Origin of the sequence: Amycolatopsis sp. NPDC004079 (assembly GCF_040610415.1) — a bacterium.
Lineage (GTDB): Bacteria > Actinomycetota > Actinomycetes > Mycobacteriales > Pseudonocardiaceae > Amycolatopsis > Amycolatopsis halotolerans.
On record NZ_JBEXMH010000024.1, the window covers coordinates 108,788 to 128,247 of the forward strand.

At 68.5% G+C, this 19,460-nt stretch carries 14 protein-coding genes; 6 read left to right on the forward strand and 8 right to left on the reverse strand.

The window, feature by feature from the left end; translation table 11 throughout:
• Window position 1: 1 nt before the first annotated feature.
• The 8 genes from ABZX37_RS24670 to ABZX37_RS24705 form a co-directional block, all read right to left on the reverse strand.
• On the reverse strand, window positions 2–1,204 hold the full coding sequence (locus tag ABZX37_RS24670) for an FAD-dependent oxidoreductase (RefSeq protein WP_354743214.1): 1,203 nt from the start codon (window positions 1,202–1,204) through the stop codon (window positions 2–4).
• A complete protein-coding gene (locus tag ABZX37_RS24675; protein ID WP_354743252.1) occupies window positions 1,201–1,392 on the reverse strand; it encodes a ferredoxin in 192 nt (63 codons plus the stop codon). The genes ABZX37_RS24670 and ABZX37_RS24675 overlap by 4 nt, the downstream gene beginning before the upstream one ends.
• A complete protein-coding gene (locus ABZX37_RS24680; RefSeq protein ID WP_354743216.1) occupies window positions 1,392–2,792 on the reverse strand; it encodes a fatty acid desaturase in 1,401 nt (466 codons plus the stop codon). The genes ABZX37_RS24675 and ABZX37_RS24680 overlap by 1 nt, the downstream gene beginning before the upstream one ends.
• 128 nt (window positions 2,793–2,920) lie before the next feature.
• The gene (locus ABZX37_RS24685; protein ID WP_354743218.1) at window positions 2,921–6,973 is read right to left on the reverse strand and encodes a TIGR02680 family protein; all 4,053 of its coding nucleotides are present in this window, start codon (window positions 6,971–6,973) and stop codon (window positions 2,921–2,923) included.
• Entirely contained in the window at window positions 6,970–8,211 is a 1,242-nt protein-coding gene (locus tag ABZX37_RS24690) for a TIGR02678 family protein (protein ID WP_354743220.1), read from the reverse strand. The genes ABZX37_RS24685 and ABZX37_RS24690 overlap by 4 nt, the downstream gene beginning before the upstream one ends.
• The gene (locus tag ABZX37_RS24695; RefSeq protein ID WP_354743222.1) at window positions 8,208–9,749 is read right to left on the reverse strand and encodes a TIGR02677 family protein; all 1,542 of its coding nucleotides are present in this window, start codon (window positions 9,747–9,749) and stop codon (window positions 8,208–8,210) included. Before ABZX37_RS24695 ends, ABZX37_RS24690 begins: the two co-directional genes overlap by 4 nt.
• Window positions 9,750–10,175: 426 nt before the next feature.
• Window positions 10,176–11,468 (reverse strand): TIGR02679 family protein, encoded by a 1,293-nt coding sequence (locus tag ABZX37_RS24700; RefSeq protein WP_354743224.1) that lies wholly within the window; start codon window positions 11,466–11,468, stop codon window positions 10,176–10,178.
• Between the two features lie 45 nt (window positions 11,469–11,513).
• Window positions 11,514–12,386 carry a LysR family transcriptional regulator gene (locus ABZX37_RS24705; protein WP_354743226.1) on the reverse strand — a complete coding sequence of 291 codons (873 nt, stop codon included), beginning with the start codon at window positions 12,384–12,386 and terminating at the stop codon, window positions 11,514–11,516.
• Window positions 12,387–12,515: 129 nt separating this feature from the next.
• On the opposite strand from ABZX37_RS24705, the gene ABZX37_RS24710 reads away from it, so the two are divergent.
• From ABZX37_RS24710 to ABZX37_RS24735, 6 genes are read left to right on the forward strand one after another with little or no spacing between them, the layout of a single operon-like run.
• Window positions 12,516–13,682: a CoA transferase gene (locus ABZX37_RS24710; RefSeq protein WP_354743228.1), complete on the forward strand. Its 1,167-nt coding sequence runs from the start codon at window positions 12,516–12,518 to the stop codon at window positions 13,680–13,682.
• A 3-nt stretch (window positions 13,683–13,685) separates the two neighbouring features.
• On the forward strand, window positions 13,686–14,858 hold the full coding sequence (locus ABZX37_RS24715; protein WP_354743230.1) for an acyl-CoA dehydrogenase family protein: 1,173 nt from the start codon (window positions 13,686–13,688) through the stop codon (window positions 14,856–14,858).
• A gap of 13 nt (window positions 14,859–14,871) precedes the next feature.
• A complete protein-coding gene (locus ABZX37_RS24720; protein ID WP_354743232.1) occupies window positions 14,872–16,035 on the forward strand; it encodes an acyl-CoA dehydrogenase family protein in 1,164 nt (387 codons plus the stop codon).
• 14 nt (window positions 16,036–16,049) lie between these two features.
• Window positions 16,050–16,907 carry a 3-hydroxyacyl-CoA dehydrogenase NAD-binding domain-containing protein gene (locus tag ABZX37_RS24725; RefSeq protein WP_354743234.1) on the forward strand — a complete coding sequence of 286 codons (858 nt, stop codon included), beginning with the start codon at window positions 16,050–16,052 and terminating at the stop codon, window positions 16,905–16,907.
• Complete coding sequence (locus ABZX37_RS24730; protein WP_354743236.1) at window positions 16,904–18,385, forward strand: CoA transferase; 1,482 nt, start codon at window positions 16,904–16,906, stop codon at window positions 18,383–18,385. Before ABZX37_RS24725 ends, ABZX37_RS24730 begins: the two co-directional genes overlap by 4 nt.
• Before the next feature lies 1 nt (window position 18,386).
• Window positions 18,387–19,286, forward strand: coding sequence for a hypothetical protein (locus tag ABZX37_RS24735; RefSeq protein ID WP_354743238.1), 900 nt, complete (start codon window positions 18,387–18,389; stop codon window positions 19,284–19,286).
• Window positions 19,287–19,460: the final 174 nt, after the last annotated feature.

The window sequence follows — 19,460 nt, forward strand, 5'->3', positions numbered from 1 at the left end:
TCTAGGCGGCCGTTTCCAACGCGAAGGCGACTGCCTCGGACCACGGCGCCCGCGCGGCGATCCGCTTGCGGTACTTCATGATGTCGCGCGGCCGGTCGACGGTGAACGCGCCGACGAGCCGGTCGCCGCGCCGGTACAGCGCGGTGAAGCCGTGCTCGGCCGGGACGGCGACGACGACCTCGTCCGCCCGCGGCGTCCCGACGAACTGGATGCGGTGCGAGTACCAATCGGACCAGAAGTACGGCACGGCGCTGAACACCCGCGCGCTCGCGGGGTCCAGCGCGTGCCGAGCCGCGGCCGCACCCTGCTCGGCCGCGTTCGTCCAGTGCTCCAGGCGCATCAGCTCGCCGTCGAACAGCGCGTTCGCCACGTGCGCGACGTCGCCGGCCGCGTAGACGCCGTGCGCGGCGGCGAGGGTGCCGTCGCAGATGACGCCGCCGTCGCGGTCGTGCAGGAGGAGTCCGCTGTCGCGCAGCCAGCCGGTGGCCGGTGCCGCGCCGATTCCCGCGACGACGAGGTCTGCCGGGAGAGTTTCGCCGGTGGACAGCTGCACGCCGGTTACCGCGCCATCTTGCGAAGTAAAGCCGGTCACCCTGGTGCCAAGCCGGAGGTCGGTGCCTGCCGTGCGATGCAGGTCCGCGCAGATCTCGCCGACTTCGGGGCCGATCGCGCGCACCAAAGGAGTGTCGAGAGCTTCCACAACGGACACGGGAAGGCCGCGTTTGCGAGCGGCTGAAGCGACTTCCGAACCGATGAAACCGGCACCGATCACGACTGTCCTAGCACCACTGTCCAATGCGGATCGAATAGCAACCGCGTCGTCCGCAGTGCGTAGCGAGTAGATGCCGGAGATCTCCTCGGTGTCCGGAAGAACCCGGGCAGTGGCTCCGGTAGCGATCACGGCTGCGTCGTAGGGGACTGTCGTGTCGCCGGTGTGGATCTCCCGGGCGATCGGGTCGAGTCCGGTCGCGGGTGTGCCCAACTGGAGTTCGACGCCGAGCTCGCGCAGGTCGTCCGCGCTGAGAAACGGTTCCACCGCAACGGGTCCGTCCGCCGCGAGGAACGCCTTCGACAGCGGCGGCCGGTCGTACGGCAGACGATCCTCCGCGCCGATGAGCACGATCCGGCCGTCGTATCCGGTCCGCCGCGCCGATTCGACCGCTCGCAATCCCGCCAGCGACGCGCCGACCACCGCGAGCGTCATGACACCAGTTTCAGCGCGAGCACCGGGCAGGCGTCGACTGCCGCGGCGAGGTCGGTCCGGTGCTCCTCGCCGGGGTTGCCGTCGAGCACGACGACCGTGCCCTCGTCGCCCACCTCGAAGAAGTCCGGAGCCATCGCCTCGCACATGCCGAGGCCGTCGCACTTGTTCACATCCGCTTCGATCCGCATCACACACTCATCCTTCCGGGAGCGACGAAGTCGACCTTTTCCCTTACCCCGCAGTCGGGACAGCACCAGCTGTCCGGAATGGACGACCACGGCGTACCGGCCGGGAAGCCTTCACGCGGGTCGCCGCGCTGCTCGTCGTAGACGTATCCGCAGCCGGGGCACATCCCGCCTTCGCTGGCGTCACCGCGCACGTCGTCCGGTGCGGAAACCGTTTCGGGAGCGGAAGAGCCATACCGGGCAAGGACTTTCTCCCGCTTCGACGGCTGGATGTTCGCCCGGCTGATGTCGCCCTCGAAGTGGTTGAGCACCCGCTGGTCCATCACGCGCCGCCACAACGGCGGGAACAGCGCGAGCACGATCATCCCGGCGTACCCGGTCGGCAGCACCGGGGATTCGGCGAAGTCGCGCAGGGTCTGGTAGCGGCGCGTCGGGTTGGCGTGGTGATCGCTGTGCCGCTGCAGGTGATACAGCAGGACGTTGGTCGCGATGTTGTTGGAATTCCAGCTGTGGCTGGGATCCACGCGCTCGTACCGGCGGCGCTCCGGCGGGCCGACCTTCTGCCGCCGCATCCCGTAGTGCTCCATGTAGTTCACGACTTCCAGCAGCGAGAACCCGATCACCGCCTGGATCACCAGGTACGGCAGGATCCCGACGCCGAGCCACGCCACCATCGCGACCCACAGCACCGCGGACATCAGCCACGCGTTGAGCACGTCGTTGCCGATCCGGAACGGATGCTTGTCGCGGCGGGCGTACCGCTTGCGCTCCAGGCCCCACGCGGATTTCAGCGAACCGAACACCGTGCGCGGCCAGAACCGGTAAAAGCTTTCGCCGACGCGGCTCGACGCCGGGTCCTCGGGAGTCGCGACACGCACGTGGTGCCCGCGGTTGTGCTCGATGTAGAAGTGCCCGTAAAAGCTTTGCGCCAGCGCGATTTTCGACAGCCAGCGCTCGTGGCTTTCCTTCTTGTGGCCGAGTTCGTGCGCGGTGTTGATGCCGATCCCGCCGATGCAGCCGATCGAGATCGCCAGCCCGATCTTGTCCACAACGGACAGTTCGCCGCGCGCGATCAGCCAGAACGCGAAGACGAACCCGACGTACTGGATCGGCAGGAACAGGTAGGTGATCCACCGGTAGTACCGGTCCTGTTCGAGCCGCTCGATCACGTCGTCCGGCGGATTGCTCCGGTCGAGGCCGGCGACCAGGTCGATCGCGGGCACGATCGCCAGGATCACGATCGGCCCGATCCAGAACCAGACGCCCCAGCCGGTCGCGGCGTGCAGGCCGATCGCGAGGAACGCGAGCGACGGCACGACCAGCCCGATCAGCCACAGGTACCGCTTCTTGTCGGTCCAGCGTTCGGTCGACCCCAGCGGCACCGTGCCGGTTATCTCGCTCATCGCGCCCTCCTCCGTTGGCTGGCTTTACACGAAGGTAGGTCATGTACACCTCGATTGACAAGAGGAGATGAAATGTAAAGTTGCCACGGCTGGGTGAATCCGCAGGCGGAGCGGTCAGCGAGCCGCGGTCACTCCGCGTCGATCGACAGCAGCTGGTGTCCGTCCCAGGTGAAGCGGGCAGTGGTGACCGCGTCGTCGCCGTCGGCACCGGTGATGAGCTGGTGGATCCCGATCCCGCTGAGTTCCGCGTAGACGCACCATTCGTGGTCGGACGTGAGCATGAGGTCCAGGTCCAAGGCGGACAAGAGGGCGAACACCTGGCCGCGGTTCGTCGTGTCGACGCCGACGAAGACCTCGTCGAGAAGGATGACCCGGGGCGCCTCCGGCACGGCCTGGTAATGCGCGGCGACAGCGGCGAAGAGCGGCAGGTGAAGGGCGATGGCCTTCTCCCCGCCGGACAGCGCGCCGTGCAGTTTCCGGGTCAGCGGCTGCCAGCCCTCGCCGTTGGCCCGGTCGACCTTCACCACGAACCGGTGCCACGCGGTGTAGTCGAAGACCTTGGCCAGCTGCTGCTCCCAGCCGGTGGCGGTGTCGTCGGCCTTGGCCTCCTCGATCCGGTCGCGGAAGAACTGGTGCAGGGATTCCCGATCGGCCGCGGTCAGCCGGACCGGATCCTTCAACAGGAGGTCGCGGGCCGCCTTCGTGCCGGGCGGAAGGTCGGTGGCGACCTGCCAGACCAGCCGGACCGCGACCTTCGACGCGGTGCGCACCTGCTCCAGCCGGTTGTTCATGTTCTCGACCAGTTCGTTCGCCTGGCGGATCCGCGCGGCGAGGTGCCGTCGCGTGTCGCCGGTGAGCGTCTGGTCGAAGAGTTCTCGCTCCCGCTCGGTGATCTCGCGGCGGCTTTCCTCGGCTTCCGCGTGCAGGATTTTCAGCAGTTCGGCCGCCCCGACCCGGATCCCGTCCACCACGGCGGTGAAGATCTGCACGTCCTCGTCTGTTTCGAGGTCGAGGTCGGCACGGGTGTGGAGGACGTCCCGGCACGTGTGCATGGACTCGGACAGCCGGTGCAGCGCGTCGCCGATGTTGCTCGGGGAGTGCGGGACACTCGGCCAGGCAGTGGCTACCAGCCGTGCGGCATCCAAAGCAGCGCGCACGCCGTCGCTTGAGCCGAGGACGGTCTCGAATCGCTCAAGGTCACCCAGGCCGCTGTCCGCGGGAAACACCCCGGACGCCAGCCTGCGGAAGCGGAGCGCTGCCGCATCGCGAGCGGCTACCGCTTTCTTGTGTTCGGCCGCGTCCGTCTCCTGGCGGTTGCGCCATTCCCCGACCTCGATCGCCAACTCGGTATGCCGGCTTTGCGTGGACTTCCGCGCGGTTTCGAGTTCGTCGAGGTGCCCGCGAAGCTTTTCGATCTTGGCCGCGACCTCGCGATACTCGACGCCGGCGGTGCTGTCTACTGCTTCGAGGGTCGCGGCTAGCTCCCCGTACTCCTCCTCGGCCTCCTGCGCTTCTTCTGCCCGCTGACGGGCATCGCCGGCAGACCGGTCCGCCTGCGTGGCCAAAGAGGAGAGCACCTGCCGCGCCGAGCGCAGTCCGTCGTGGCTTTCCAGCCAGTTCTCGCACGCGGTGCGGAACGCGCGGGTGGCCGAGGCCAGATTCGCCAGCGCGGCCCGTTCGGCGGGCATCCCGTATTCGGCGGCGCAGGCGGTCAGCGTCCGCAGGGCATCCGCGACCTCGCGTTCTCGCCTGCCGACCCGATCGATGCGCTCGCGCACGAGCCGATCGGCTGCGGCGAGCCCGATTTCCGCTCGGTCGAGGTGCCTGGCGGCGGTGTTGAGGACAGTGTGCGGAGGCAGGCTCGCTCGCTCGTCGCGCACGGTTCCCCGGCGTCGGGACAGCGCGGACAGTTCCGTCTCGACGTCGGCGATTTCCGTGCCCAGCAAAAGAATTTCGTTCCGCAGTTCCTCGATCCGCAGCTCGCGAGCGCGTCGGCGGGCCGCCGCGCCGATGTAGGCCGGGCGCTCCTTGTGCCAGCTGCCGGTGAGGTTTCCGAGCCGCCACGATCCGTCCGCCCCGATCGCGGCGGGGCCTGCGGCCGGCAGCACGTCGCCGAAGCCCACCGAAGCGAGCAGCCTGCGCATCACGGGCACCGGGACCTCACCGTCGGGCTCGGGGGAAAGGACGTCCGCGAGCGAACGTCCGGCCGCCGCGGGCAAGGAGTCCGGGTCGGCGAAGACGTCGTGTTCCTGGACCTCTCCGCGCGAGCCGACCCAAGCGTCCAGCAGTCCCGCGCCTTCGAGAGCGGCTTCGATTCCGGCACGGTCGCTCTCCGGACTGGCGGCGGAGAAGTCGACAAGCCGCCACAACGGCGCACCGGTCATCCGCGTCCGATCAGCGGTGCGGGTCGGCGGCGCGGGCGGGGGAAGGTCTTTCTCGGACTGGAGCCGGGCGATCTCCGCGCCGCAGTCGTCCCGTCGCCGCCGCAGTTCGGCCGCCCGCGCTTCGCGGGAAGCTTCCTGCCGTGTGATGTCCTCCAACGCCGTGTTGACCGCGCGCTCCGCCTCGGCGTTCAACGCCCGCTCTGATTCGAGGAGGTCCAGCAGCAACTCGGGCTCGGGAAACGGCAGTTCCCGGCAGGCACTTGCCCACGCGAGCACATCGGTTCGCAGCTGTTCCAACGCGGCTGTCCGCTGCTCCGCGGCAAGATCCAGTTCCTCCTTCGCCGCGGAGAACGCCGACCTCGCTTGCTCCAGTTCCTCCTCCGCCTGGCCTCGTCGCTCGACGGCGCGCTCGTGGCCGTCCAGCCCTTCCTCGACCGCCCGCAGCTGCTCCTCACGGCTTTGCCCGGCGGCGCGCAGCAACGGCCGGGCCTTGGCCGGGTTGTCGCCGTCCAGCTGCGCCGCGATCTCGCCGTGCACGCTGGGCATCCCGGCGCGCACGGCGGCCTGCCGGGTTTCGTCGGCCAGGTTCCGTACGTGCTCCGTCCGGCGGCGGACGTCTTGTTCCGCGATGTTCCTGTCTCGCTCGTCTTCCTCCGCTGCCTTTTTCTTCCGGCTGGACTCGGTCAGCAGCCGCTCCGCCCGGGACTTGGCTTCGCCAGTTCGCCTGCGAAGAAGTTCCAGTTCGGACCCGCGCTGGTATGCCTCGCTCTCGATCAGCCCGGTCTTGCGAGCCGACGAGGTGCGGATCTGCTTGGCCAGTTCTTCGATCTGCTGCTCGGCGGCTTCCTTTTCCCGCGTCGCGGTTTCGTACCGGGCCGCTGACTCGTGCGCTGTCGAGGCTCGCTTCTCCATCTCGGTGGTGGCTGAGGTGAGCGTGCCCGCGCCGGCGCGCAGCACTCGCTGGGCGTACGTCCGTTGCCGGGCAGCCAGCGCGCGGGTCGATTCGACCAGCTCCTCCAGCTCTTTCAGCCGCTCGTGATGTTTGTCCAGCCTCTCGAAACCCTCGGCGAGGTCGGCGATTTCCTGCTGGCCCAGCGGCGGGAGTGCCTTGGAAAGCAGATCGGACAGCATGCCCGGGTCCAGCCGCTGCGACAGCTTCGGCATGCGCAACTGGAGCAGCGCGAGGATCAACGCGTCGAACCGCTGTTCGCTCAGCCCGGGGAAAAGCGTGGTGCGGACTTCGGCCCGGTAGTCGGTCGCGTTCCCGTAGAGCGTGCCGTCGGCGCCGAGCCGTTGTTCGAGCACCTGGCGGGTCAGCGGCTGACCGGAATCGTTGACCAGGCTGAGTCCGCCGGGGACCCCGATCCGCTGGGACGTCGTGAAATAGTCCGGGTGCACGGCCGAGGTGCGGGAACTGGCCTGGAGCCGTGCGCCGCAGGTGAACCACCCCTCGGGGGTTCCCGGGAAGCGGAACTCCAGCCAGACGTATCCGACCCGGGTCACGCCGGTCGCGCCTTCGCCCATGAGGTTCCAGTGCATCGTGCGCTCGCCGGTGCCGAACGTGGACAACCTGTTCGCGCGGAGGCTCGCGTCGAAGAGGAACGGAAGGAGCAACTCGAGCGCCTTCGACTTGCCGCTGCCGTTCGGGCCCCGGAGCAGGAGCCGGCCGTGGTGGAATTCGAAGACCTCGTCGTAATACCGCCAGATGTTCAGGATCCCGGCGCGCGCCGGTTGCCAGCGGTCCGCCTGACGGGAGAACGGGTCCTCGGCATGCCGGGGGAGTTCGGTGACCGTCATCCTGACGCTCCTTCGGAATCGGCGGTCCGGGCCTCGCGGACGGTGTAGCGCGCCGCCGCCGGAAGCGGCCGGACGATTCCGGAAGACAGCTGCGCCAAACCGAATGCCATCAGCACCTCGATCGCGTCGGCGGCCAGCCGCTCGGCGCCGTCCGGACCGCGATATCCCTCGGCCCATCGGGGAAAGCGGCTGAGCAGCTCGCCCGCCTGGATCCGCAGCTGCTCGACAGTGACCGGACCAGTGAGCGTTTCCAGCAAGAGAAGTGCGGCCACCTTCGCGTTGCCCGCGTCGTCGGGGAACCGAGAATCCGTCGCGACGCTCTCGACGTCCACCAGCAGCACGCCCTCCGCCCGCTCTTCCAAGACAAAGCCGCCTTGTTCGGCGGCCCGGCGGAGCAGCTGCCGTCCGGTGGGCGAGGCGAGGTACGCGCGTTCGGCGTCGCTGAGGTCGTCGAAGTAGAGCACGGGGTCGTCGACCAGCCGGCGGAAAACCGAGTGCCGGAGCCACAGATTGCGCTGCACCTCCGATTGCCCGGGGCGATCGCTGTGCGCGCTGGAGACGCCGTAACGACGTTCGCGGGAAACCGCGGCGAGGAGCTCCTCGAAGCGAAGCGCGACTTCGTCAAGCGGCACCTCGAGCCGAGAAGGCCCGATCGGCGCGGACAACAATCGCAGCACCAGCGTGCCGTCGATCTGGTACAGCACCTTGGCTTCGGCCGATTCGACGAACGATTCGGTCGAGCCGTCGACCGCGTCGAGGACGCCGTAGTGCTCCAGCAGCCGGAGGACGTCGACCAATGCCCTTCGTTCTTCGCGGCTGGCGGTGTCCAGCGTCGTGATCGCTTCGTCGGCGGCGGTGGCTTGAACCACTCGCTTCGCGAGCAGCCCGATGGTGGTCACCGGCGTCGCGAGCAGCTCGGCCGCGGTAACGCACAACAGCACGTAACGTCGCCGGTCGAACGGAGCTTTGCCGGAGCGGAGCCGGCGCAGCGGCCGACGCGGGTCGTCGGCTATCCGCACCTTGGCCAGGCGCGCGTAACCGAGCCGCGGCTCGATCGTCAAGGCCCAGCCGCAGTAGTAGTCGAACCATTGCCGGATCGGCTCGCCGCGCCGCCGGATCAGGTCGAACGCGTCCGGCTTGCCGCGTTCGGTGATCAGCGGGGCGGCGAGGAGCTGACGGATTCCGAGCGCGACCTCCTCGCGCTCGGCCGCGGCCAGCTGATTCGCCAGCTGGCTCATGATCCGCCGCCTCCGCTCGCCCGCCGGGCCTGGCTGCTGCCCGCGGTGCGGATCTCGATCTCGTAGTCGGGGCCGTGGAAGAGCCCGCGCGGAGTGGAGAGCCTTGCGACGGCTCCGTCGGCCGACGGTCGGAGCAGAATCTCGATCCGGCCGTCGGAAGTCGTGCTCTGGCGGACACCGCCTCGCCCCGGGGCGGTTCCGAGGGCGCGGCCGAGCAGGTCGAGCAGCCTTTCGAACACGGCGTGGTCGAGCCTGCCGAAGGCGGAGAGCCGGATCGGCCCGCCGGTGTCGAGCAAGTCCCAGGCGGCTTCCAGCTCGGCTCGCTCCGCACGGGCCTGTTCCGCCCTCGCTGCCTTGATCGCGGCGACGTCGCGGACCTTGCCGGTGCGGCTGAACCGTTCGGTTTTCCCCGAGGTGCGCAGCAACGGGGAGACCTCGACCGGCGGAGCTTCTTCCCAGGAGGTGCTCGAGCTGATCAGCTCGGGATCGGGATGGGCGAGATGCGCGTGCCGAGCCGGGCTGAGCCCGAAGACCGTCGACCACAACCGGTGCAGGTCGCCCTGCGCGGGGACGACGGCGAACCACCTGGCCAGCTCGCGGAAATCGGCCGCCGCGTTGCTGGCCCGGCGTCGTGACTCGGTGATCCGGTCGAGGACTTGCAGCAGCGTGATGATCGCGCGCCGGGCGACGACATGCAGGTGCTCGGCCCGGGGCGTCGACCCGTCCGACGGCAGGAACCAGGCGCGGAGTCCGTCCCATCGAGCCCGGCGACGCGCCAGCCATTCAGGACCGGGATCGGCTCCCGACAGCCGGGGGAGATCCGCCCCGACCAGCGCGCGCTGGTGCATCAGCCCGGCCCCGCGGTCTTCGACCCGCTGGATCCGGACGCCGATCGTGTGCCTCCGCTGCTCCAGATCGGTCAGGAATTCCTCGAGATAGGCCACGGTGGACGCCTTGACCTCGTGGAAGGTGGCGAGGGTGGTTCCTTCCGAACGCAGCAGCCGCTGCAGTTCGCCGTTGAACTGCTTGGTGTTCGCGCGCAATGCTTCGAGATGGCTTTCCAGTTCGGTCAGCGCGGTGAACACCCGGCGATCCGAACCCGCGTCCAGTTCGCGCGCCAGGTCGGCGAGCCGGTCGGCGATCGCGTCGAGAACCGCTGTCTGCAGCGCTCCGGCCGACGCGAGCATGCTCATCGCGTGCACGACGCCGGCGAACGCGGCTTCGCCTTGCCGCGTCAGCGAATACTGCAGGTTGCGCCGCTCGTACTCGGCGGCTGAGCGGTAGTTCTCCGAATGGTTCTGGACGATGTCGACGAGATGCCACGCGTGAAGCTGTTCCAGCGCGCGCCGGAGTTCCTCGTCTTCGAGCGCCTCGAGCCAGCCGACCGAACGCAGGCGGGCCCGGACGTCGTCCACTCCGAGGGAAGTCTCCAGCCGCTCGTTCGCCTCGCCGAAAGCGTGCAGCACCGACACGTACAGCCCGGCCAGGTCTCCGCTGGTGAAGCGGAACATCTCAGGCGGGACACGGATCGGGTCCATGCGTCCTCCTGCCATCGTCACCGGCAACGGTACGGGAGGGCACCGACACTTCAGCGGTTTGGCCGCGCTGGCCTCGATGAGGTTTCTCGGCGGCGCTGTATGCGGCGGACCGCGCCAGCCCCGCTCCAGCAGAAGTCCGTGAGGGGAACCCTCACGGACTCTGATTCCCAATGCGGAACTTAAGCCGCGTGACCTCGGCCCACTGGCCGTCCACAAAGGACGTCAATAGTGCCGACCTGCTCGATTTGTCACCCTGTGACCGGGTCTTGAAGTCCGTGAGGGACTCCTTGAGGGAATCTGATTCCCTCAAGGAGTCCCTCACGGACCACAACCCGGCTTCCGCTCCCGGGTCTGGGCCGACGGCGACGTGCGTTCAACCGGATCGAGCAGCCTGAGCTGTGGAAACACGCCGGAAGCACGGCCGCATCACAGCCTTAAGTTCCTGGCATTGACTCTGAGTCCCTCAGGGCTCCCCTCTCGGACCTCCGCATCACGCCCCGGACCCGGCCGCGGCGGAGACAGGTGCTCGATGATCTCGTCCAAAAGGCTGTCCGCGACGCGCTCTTCCGGCACCGTTTTTCCTTGCTCAGCCAGGTGATTCGCCAGTTCCGGATCCCAGGGAACCGGGGTCGCCCGTCCCGTCGGAGGGCCGTCGGCGACCGCGGCGAGGTAGTCGGCGCTCGTCATCCGCCAGGGCTTCGCACCGGTTCGGGCTACGACATTCGCGGCGATTCGCAGCCCGTCGCCATCGAAATCACCGTGGTAGTAAAGAACTGTTCCGATTTTCGCCAGCTGCTTCAACAAGGCGACTCCGGCGCTGCTCGGCCAGCCGGAGGTGCACATCAGCGGAGGACAGGAACTGCCGAAGCGAGCCAGCGCGAGGGCCAGCACGCTGGGATTCTCGAACACCCAGACCGCGCTCGGCGCGGCTGTCAGCCTGCTGCCGCGGAGCTGCTGCAACGTCAAGACTGCCGCGGTTCCCGCGTCGCGGCACGCGTCGAGGATCCGGCCGACGACGTGGTCGCCGGGGAGCCGGAGCCCGGCCGCGAGCACGGTTGACGACAGTTCGTCGTCGGCGATGCCCGCTCGTTCCCACAGCGCTCGGCGTTCCGGCGCGTCCGCCGGCGGCGGCACGTCGTAGATCGCGGTCAGGGCTTTGAGGACGAGATTCGCGGTGCGGGTGCCGTCGTCCAGCGCATGAGTCGCGTCGAGCACGGAATCGGCGAATACCGGCAGCGGCACCCCCGTGGCCGGCAGTTCGGAAAGCACGCGCAGCGCGTGTTCGAGTTCGAGCCGGGTGCGTTCGATCGAGCTCTCGATCAAGCCCGCCCGGCGAATGCCCGCCGTCCAGGACCGCAAGGCCGGTTGTGCGGTGACCACGGGATGGCCGTCCAGCCAATCCCACAGACCCGCGCGGGCCTCAGCGGCTGTCCGGCGATCCTCGGCGCGGTTGCCGATCGGGCCGACCAGCCTCGCGACGACTTCGCGCGCCCCGGCTCCGACGGCTTCGCGAAGGGCCTCGTCCAGCCGGGCAAGGGCGATGTTCGTGTACTCGCCGGGAAACTGTGCCAGGCCGAGCAGGTCGGCGACGGCCGTTTGCTGCTCGGAATCGAGCGGGCCGACCCGGACGCGGCTGACCGGAAGTCCGGACGAGAGCCTGGCGTGCACCACTTGCCACACCGGAGCCAGTGCCGCGGGAAGCTGGCCGACGGGGTCCACTGTGGCGAGTGTAGGGGTCGTGAGCGGCAATACCGGTTCAGGCGCTCACGAGACGCGCGCGTGCCGCAGCACCTCGACCACCGGGTCCAGCCGCGTGTCGGCGGTGCGCCGGATCAGGAACGTGGTCAGCGTGGCGGCCAGATCGTCGACCGGCAGGACCGCGCATTCGTTCGGGTCCAGTGCCAGCGCCGTCGCGGATTCGACCGGCGCGAGGGTGAAGCTCTTGGTGCTGCGCAAGAAGATCAACAGCCCGCTGACGTCGGAGAACTGCGCCTCCGGATCGACCAGCACGCCCTTGGCGGCGAGCTGCTCGGCCCGCCGGGAGCCGAGATCCCAGTGCCGCGGACCCTGCAGATACTGGAATCCGCGCAGGTCGGCGAGGGTGAGCGAGGTCCGGTCGGGGAACCGCGACGCGTCCACCACGGCACCGAGCGGTTCGCGGTAAAGCACGATCGTGGACAGCCGGTCGTCGGAAGTGCCCAGGTGCGACACAGCGAGGTCGAGCGAGTTGCTGAGCAGCGCGGATTCCATCCCGAGCGATGGCATCTGCCGCAACGTGAACCGGTAGGAGCCGTCCAGTGCGCGGATCGATTCGCTGAGCTGGCGGCGGTGCGCGGGATTGAGCACGTCGGGGATGGCCAGGCGGACGTCGGCGCGCTGGTCGCGGGTGCGCATCCGGGCCGGAATGGCGTCGAAGCCCGAAACGACCGATTCGGCGAGCGGCAGCAGCGCCTCGCCTGCCTCGGACAGCCGGGTGTGGTGGGTGGAGCGGTCGAACAGCGGCTCGCCCAGTTCGCGTTCGAGGTCGCGAATGCGCTGGCTGAGCGGCGGCACGGACATGTTCAACGCCCGCGCCGCACGGGTGAAGTTCAGCTCGCGCGCGACCGCGAGGAAGTACCGCAGGTGGTGAATCTCCACGCTGAGCAGCGTACCCACGGTGTTATCACCGTGGTCATACCGATCTGATGCACTCGGTCATTCCCTTCTGGTGAGCAAGCGCTTAGCGTCAGTGCTGAAGCAAAGATCGTCAACGGGAGGACCGCGAAGATGGATGCCACCGGACCGCTTTCCGGGGTTAAGGTGCTCGACCTGTCGTCCGCGGTGATGGGCCCGTACGCCACGCAGATCCTCGGCGACTTCGGCGCCGACGTGATCCGGGTCGAACCGCTGCGCGACGTCGCCCGGCACTCGCCGGCCAACACCGGCCGCACGCCCGGCATGGCCCCGCTGTACATGCAGGTCAACCAGAACAAGCGCAGCATCGAACTCGACCTCAAGGACCCCGCCGGCCGCGAAGACCTCTTCGCCCTGCTCGCCGACGCCGACGTCCTCGTCACCAACATGCGCGCCGCCGCGCTCGACCGGCTCGGTCTCGGCTACGAGCAGCTGCGCGAACGCTTCCCCCGCCTCGTCTATGCCCACGCCCAAGGCTTCGCGCCCGGCTCGTCGCGCGCCAACCGGCCCGCCTACGACGAGGTCATCCAGGCCACGTCCGGCCTGGTCAGCCTGCAGGACCGGGCGGGCGGCACGCTGCAGTTCGTCCCGACCTTCATCGCCGACAAGACCGCCGCGCTGTACCTGCTCAACGGCGTGCTCGCCGCGCTCTTCGACCAGCAGCGCACCGGCAAGGGTCAGCAGGTCGAACTGGCGATGGCCGACGCGATGATCGCGGTCAACCTGGTCGAACACCTCGCTGGCGACGTCTTCGTCCCGGCCGCCGGCGACGTCGGCAACCCGCTTTCGCTCAGCGACACGCACGCGGCCATGCGCACGGCCGACGGCGGCGCGATTTCCGCGGTGCCCTACACCAACGACGCCGTGCGGACGCTGCTGATCGGCGCCGGCCTCGACGACGCCGCGGCCGATCCGGCCTGGGACTCCCCGGTGATCGACCGGGAGATTTTCACCGCGGGGGTGGAGAAGGTCTTGGCCAACTCCGCCAGCCGCACCACCGCGGAGTGGGAGGAGTACCTGACCTCCCGCGACATTCCGTACGCGGTCGTCGTCGACATCGCCGACCTGCCGACCGACCCGTACGTGCGGGAAGTCGGGCTGATCACCGAGCGGGAACACCCGACCGAGGGGACGATCCGCGTAGTGGAGAGCCCGCTGCATTTCTCGCGGACCCCGGCCGGGTTCCGCAGGCACGCCGAACGCGCCGGAGCGAGCACCGCCGAAGTCGTCGGAGCCGTACGCACCACTGAAGGGGTTTGATCGATGGATCTCGAACTGTCTAAAGAGGACCTCGCGTTCCGGGATGGATTGCGGGAGGTGTTCCTCGGCGCGATTCCGGAGGAAATTCGCAAGCGCAGCGCACTCGGCCTGATCACGCGCGACGACATCGTCACGAGCCAGCGGATCCTGAACGAGCACGGTCTCGCCGTGCCGCACTGGCCGACGCAGTGGGGCGGCCAGGACTGGACCCCGACGCAGTCCCACATCTACGCCTCCGAACTGCAGCGCAACGCGGTGCCGCAGCCGCTCGCCTTCAACGCGAGCATGGTCGGCCCGATCATCGCCGAGTTCGGCAGCGAGGAGCAGAAGCAGAAGTTCCTCCCCGCCACCGCGAATCTCGACATCTGGTGGTCGCAGGGCTTCTCCGAGCCGGAGGCCGGTTCGGACCTCGCCGGGCTGCGCACCACCGCGAAGCTCGACGGCGACCACTACGTCCTCAATGGACAGAAGACCTGGACCACGCTCGGCCAGTACGGCGACTGGATGTTCGTGCTCGCGCGGACCAACCCGGACGCGCCGCGCAAGCAGCAGGGCCTGTCCTTCCTGCTGCTGGACCTGAACACGCCGGGCATCGAGCGCCGTCCGATCAAGCTGGTCGACGGGTCCGCCGAGGTCAACGAGTTCTTCTTCGACAACGTGGTGATCCCGGCGGAGAACCTCGTCGGCGAGGAGAACAAGGGCTGGACGTACGCGAAGTTCCTGCTCGGCAACGAGCGCAACGGCATCGCCCAGGTCGGCACCGGACAGCGGATCTTCGCCGACCTCGCCGCCGCGGCCGCCGATCTGCCCACTGAGGACGGTCCGCTCGCTGACGACGCCGAGTTCCGCGCCGCCATGCACACCGCGAAGACCACGCTGCTCGCGCTCGAAGCGACTCAGATGCGGGTGACCGCTGCGTCGGAAAACGGCCAGCCGAGCCCGGTGTCGTCGCTGCTGAAGATGGAGGGCACGCAGACCCTGCAGGCGCTCACGAAGCTGCGCATGCGCGCGGCCGGTTCGGACGGCATGCTGCTGGACACCGAGTCGCCGGTGCAGGCCGACGAAGCCGCCGTGGTGGCTGCGGCGCAGTACCTGAACCAGCGGAAGCTGTCGATTTTCGGCGGCTCCAACGAAATCCAGCGCGGCGTCATCGCGAAGACGATCCTCGGTCTGTAAGGGACGGCGACTCATGAACCTCGAATTCAACGAAGACCAGAAGCTGCTGTTCGAGACCGTCGACACGGCAGTCGGCCGCGGCTACCCGGCAGGCGGCCGCGCGGCCGCGACGAGCAGCGAACTCGGCTGGAACGACCAGGTCTGGAACACCCTCGGCGAGCTGGGTCTCGCCGGCCTCCCGATCTCCGCCGACCACGACGGCGCCGACGCCGGCCCGGTCGAGGTCTACGCCACGCTGGAGGCGATGGGCAAGCACGCGGCGGCCGAACCGCTGCTCGACGGCGTGTTCCTGCCGTCGTGGATCATCGCCGAACTGGGCACTGACGACCAGGTCAAGGCGCTGCTGCCGGTGCTCGCGGCCGGTGGCACCACGATCGCGGTCGCGCACGCCGAGCCGGGACGTCCGTGGGGCGTCGCGCCGTCGGTCGCGGCGGCCGGTTCCGCGCTGACTGGCGTGAAGTCGCCGGTGCGCAACGCCGATCAGGCCGACAAATTCCTGGTCACCGCGGTCGACGAGAACGGCCGCACCGGGGTGTACCTGGTCGAGGCGACCGCTGAAGGCATCACTCGGGTCGACGGCCGGGCCGCGGACTGGGGTCACACGTCGCAGGTCGAATTCGCTGGTACACCGGCGGTTCTGCTCGGCACCGCGGACTCCGACGCCCCGGCTGCGTTGCGTCGCGCGTTCTCGCGGGCGCGGATCGCGGTGACTGGCGAGGCGATCGGCCTGATGGAGACCGGGCTCGCGATGACCGTCGAATACCTCAAGACCCGCAAGCAGTTCGGCGTTCCGCTGGCGGCGTTCCAGGCGCTCGTGCACCGTGCCGCCGATCTGTACGCGAAGGTCGAGCTGGCTCGTTCGCTGGCGCTGTGGGCCACCGCGACGGTCGAGGCGTACGACAAGGGTGCGTCCACAGTGGACCTCGACGCCGTGGCCGACGACGCGTTCGTGTTCGTGTCCGACGCGGCGACCGCGACCGCCGAGGAGATTGTCCAGCTGCACGGCGGGATCGGAATGACTTACGAATCAGAGGTCGCGCACCACGCGGCGCGGCTCATTGCCATTACGGAGAGTTACGGCGGAGTGAGCGCGGCCCGTCGCCGCGCGCTAGCGTCGGACGCGTTGCTGACGCCGCCGAGTGCGCTGCTCAACAACGCGGACGCGGTCACCGCCTGAGAAAGGAGCGCGCCATGCCGGTCGTCGCGATCGTCGGCGCTGGGGTCATCGGAGTTTCGTGGGCTCGGCTGTTCGCCGAGGCGGGCTGGACGGTGCGCGTCACCGATCCCCGCCCGGACCTGCGGGAAATCGTCGCTCGAGACCTCGCCGGGCTGCCCGCCACGGCAGTCGCGGACCTCGCGGAAGCCGCTGCCGGGGCCGACTTCGTCCAGGAGTCGGGCCCGGAGCGGATCGAGCTGAAGCGGGAAATGTTCGCGACGCTCGCCGCCGCCACGCGCGACGACGTAGTACTGGCGTCCTCCTCGTCGTCGCTGTTGCCCTCGGTGATCGCCGAGGGCAACGCGGCGGCCTCGCGGATTGTGATCGGGCACCCGTTCAACCCGCCCGAACTGATGCCGCTGGTCGAGGTGGTGCCCGGGGTTTCGACCTCCGAGGAGACCGTGACGAAGGCTGTCGAGGTCTACCGGGGGCTGGGCAAGAAGCCGATCACGTTGAAGAAGGAAGTGCCCGGCTTCGTCGGGAACCGGCTGCAGAAGGTCTTCAACGATCAGGCGATGTACCTCGTGCAGCAGGGCGTGATCTCCGCGGCGGACCTGGACGAGCTGGTCAAGGCCTCGCTCGGGCCGCGGTGGGCGACCATCGGGCCGTTCGAGAGCATGCACCTCGGCGGCGGCCCGGACGGGATCCGGCACCTGGTGACCCACGTCGGCTCGCAGATGAAATTCGAGATCGGCCGCCCGGACCGGGAGCATCTCGACGCGGTGATCGACGAGGTCGAACAGACCTACGGCACCGCGGACACTTACTCGTCGCGGGTCGAAGCGCGAGACGGTCGTACCCGCGCGCTGCTGGACGCGCTGGAGAAAGAATGACTCTCACCGAGCAGCTCGAAGCCGCGCTCGCCAAGCCAGCCGCCACCGACGAGTACGACCCGCACCAGCCGCTGGCCGATCTCCTTGGCTCAGTCGGCCTGCAAGAATCCGACGCCGGAGGCCGGATCGAATTCACCGGAGCCGACCCGGTCCTGCCGGGCGCACTGCGCCTGGCCGGGGCGACTTCCATCGCGCTGGCGGCGAAATCCGTCGCGGTGGCGAAGATCTGGCAGCTGCGCGGCGGACGCGGGCAGGACATTTCGATGGACCTGAGGACCGCGCCGCACCGGCTGTGCCCGTTCTACGACAAGAAATGGGAACTGCTCGACGGCTACCCGCAAGGCGACCCGGCGCGCGTTGATCCTGCCTTCGGCACGGATCGGTTTTACTCCACTTCGGACGGACGCTGGGTGCACCCGATCAGCCCGTATCCGAAACTGCGCAACGACGCGGCCGCGCTGCTCGGTGTTCCGGAGCGGGATGCCTTGGTGCAGCAGGCGATCTCGCAGTGGAACTCGTTCGAGCTGGAGGACGCCGCCGAGGCCGCTGGCGTCATCATGCCGGTGGTGCGCACGACCGAAGAGCTGATGGCGACCGAGCAGTACCAGTCAGTGCTGTCGACGATGCCGCCGGTGATCGTCGAGCGGATCGGCGACAGTCCGCCGGAACCGTTGCACCCCAACCCTTCTACGCCGCTCGAAGGAGTGCGCGCGCTGGGTCGGGCACACATCATCGCTGGCGCTGGCTGTGGCCGTGCGCTGGCTTTGCACGGCGCGGACGTGCTGAACGTCTGGGATCCGGGCGAATACGAACTCCCGGTGTTGTACGCGACGTCCAATGTAGGCGTTCGCTCCACCCGGCTCGACTTCCGCCGCCCGGCCGATCAAGAGCGAATGCACTGGCTGCTCACCGGTGCCGACATCTTCTACGCCAATCGCCGTCCGGGATACCTCGCGCGGCACGGCCTCGACGCGGAAACCGCCGCCGAAATCCGCCCCGGGATCATCCACGCCGAAGTGACGCTCAACGGCAGCACCGGCCCGTGGTCCGGCCGCGTCGGCTTCGACCAGACCGCCGGTTGCCTGTCCGGAGTCATGCTGCTGGAAGGCGAGGGCGGGGTCCCGTCGCTGCCTGGGGTGCCGGTGGTGAACGACTACATCACGTCGTGGTTCCTGCAGCTGGGAATCCTGCGCGCCCTGATGCTCCGCGCGGAATGGGGCGGTTCTTATCGGGTGCAGGTTTCTTTGACTCGCGTCGCCTTGTGGTTGCTGAGCCTGGGAATCTTCGACAAGGGCTACGCCGCTGAAGTCGCCGGTGTCGCTCCCGGGCACGAATACTTCGACCCCGAGACCTTCACCGCGGACACGCCGCTCGGCCGGTATCGCGGTGTCACCGAGCAGATCCGGATGTCGGAAACTCCGGGCTATTACACGAATCCTTTGATCCCGAGGGGATCGCACCGTCCAGAGTGGAGGTGACATGTTCAGCGAACTGGTAGTGCTGGGCATTCGCACCGGGACGATTTACCGCGTCGGACTTCCCGACGGGCAGGTTACCCCGCTGTACAAAGATGCTGGTGTCTCGCCGGATGGCGTTGTGGTCGCCGAGGGGACTGTTTACTGGACCACCATGGGCATGCCTACGCGCGACCCTTCCGTGCCGGGCGAAGCTGGCCTGGACTACTCGGCCCGCAACGGTGGCTTGCACGCAGTGTCATTCGATGGCACCGGTGCGCGCGATATTGTCCCGAATGGAACTCTGACCACTGGGAAACAGTTGGCGTACAACGGTTCCCTGTACTGGGGAGACCGGGAAGGCTACCGAATCACCCGGGTGCGTCCGGATGGAACTGGGCTCACGGATCTGATCGTGAACGAGCCGGACGACAGCGGAACGCAGGAATGCGTCGGCGTAACTGTGGACTCGACGCACCTCTACTGGACGCAAAAGGGTCCGGCCAAGGGCGGCGTCGGACGGATTTTCCGTGCTGGGCTGGAGATTCCTTCAGATGAGACCGCTCGCGACCGGTCTGACGTGGAGACCCTGTGGGATCACCTGCCGGAACCGATCGACCTGGAAATCCATGGCGGGTACCTGTATTGGACCGACCGCGGTGCGGCTCCGAAGGGAAACACACTGAACCGCGCGCCGATCCCCGGTCCGGAGGAGAAGGGCGCCGAGCCGGAGATTCTGGCGAGCGGATTCACCGAGGCGATCGGCTTGGCGGTGGACGCCGAAGTCGCTTACGTATCCGACCTCGGCGGCCGGATCACGGCGGTGCCGTTGAACGGCGGCGAGCCGCGTGTGGTGGTGGACATGGGCGAGTTGTTGTCCGGGATCGCGGGGGGTTCGGGCCTCGTGAGCGTTAATCCCGGTTAGAACCCAATGCCGCGCAGCTTAAGCTGCGCGGCATTGGCCTGCGACCTTTTGCTGACGTCCGTGAGGGGAACCCTGAGGGACTCTGAGTCCCTCAGGGTTCCCCTCACGGACTTTCCCCCAAGCACCCACCCCACCCCCGCCGCTGGAGCCAAAACGAGGCGCCCCCCCCACCCC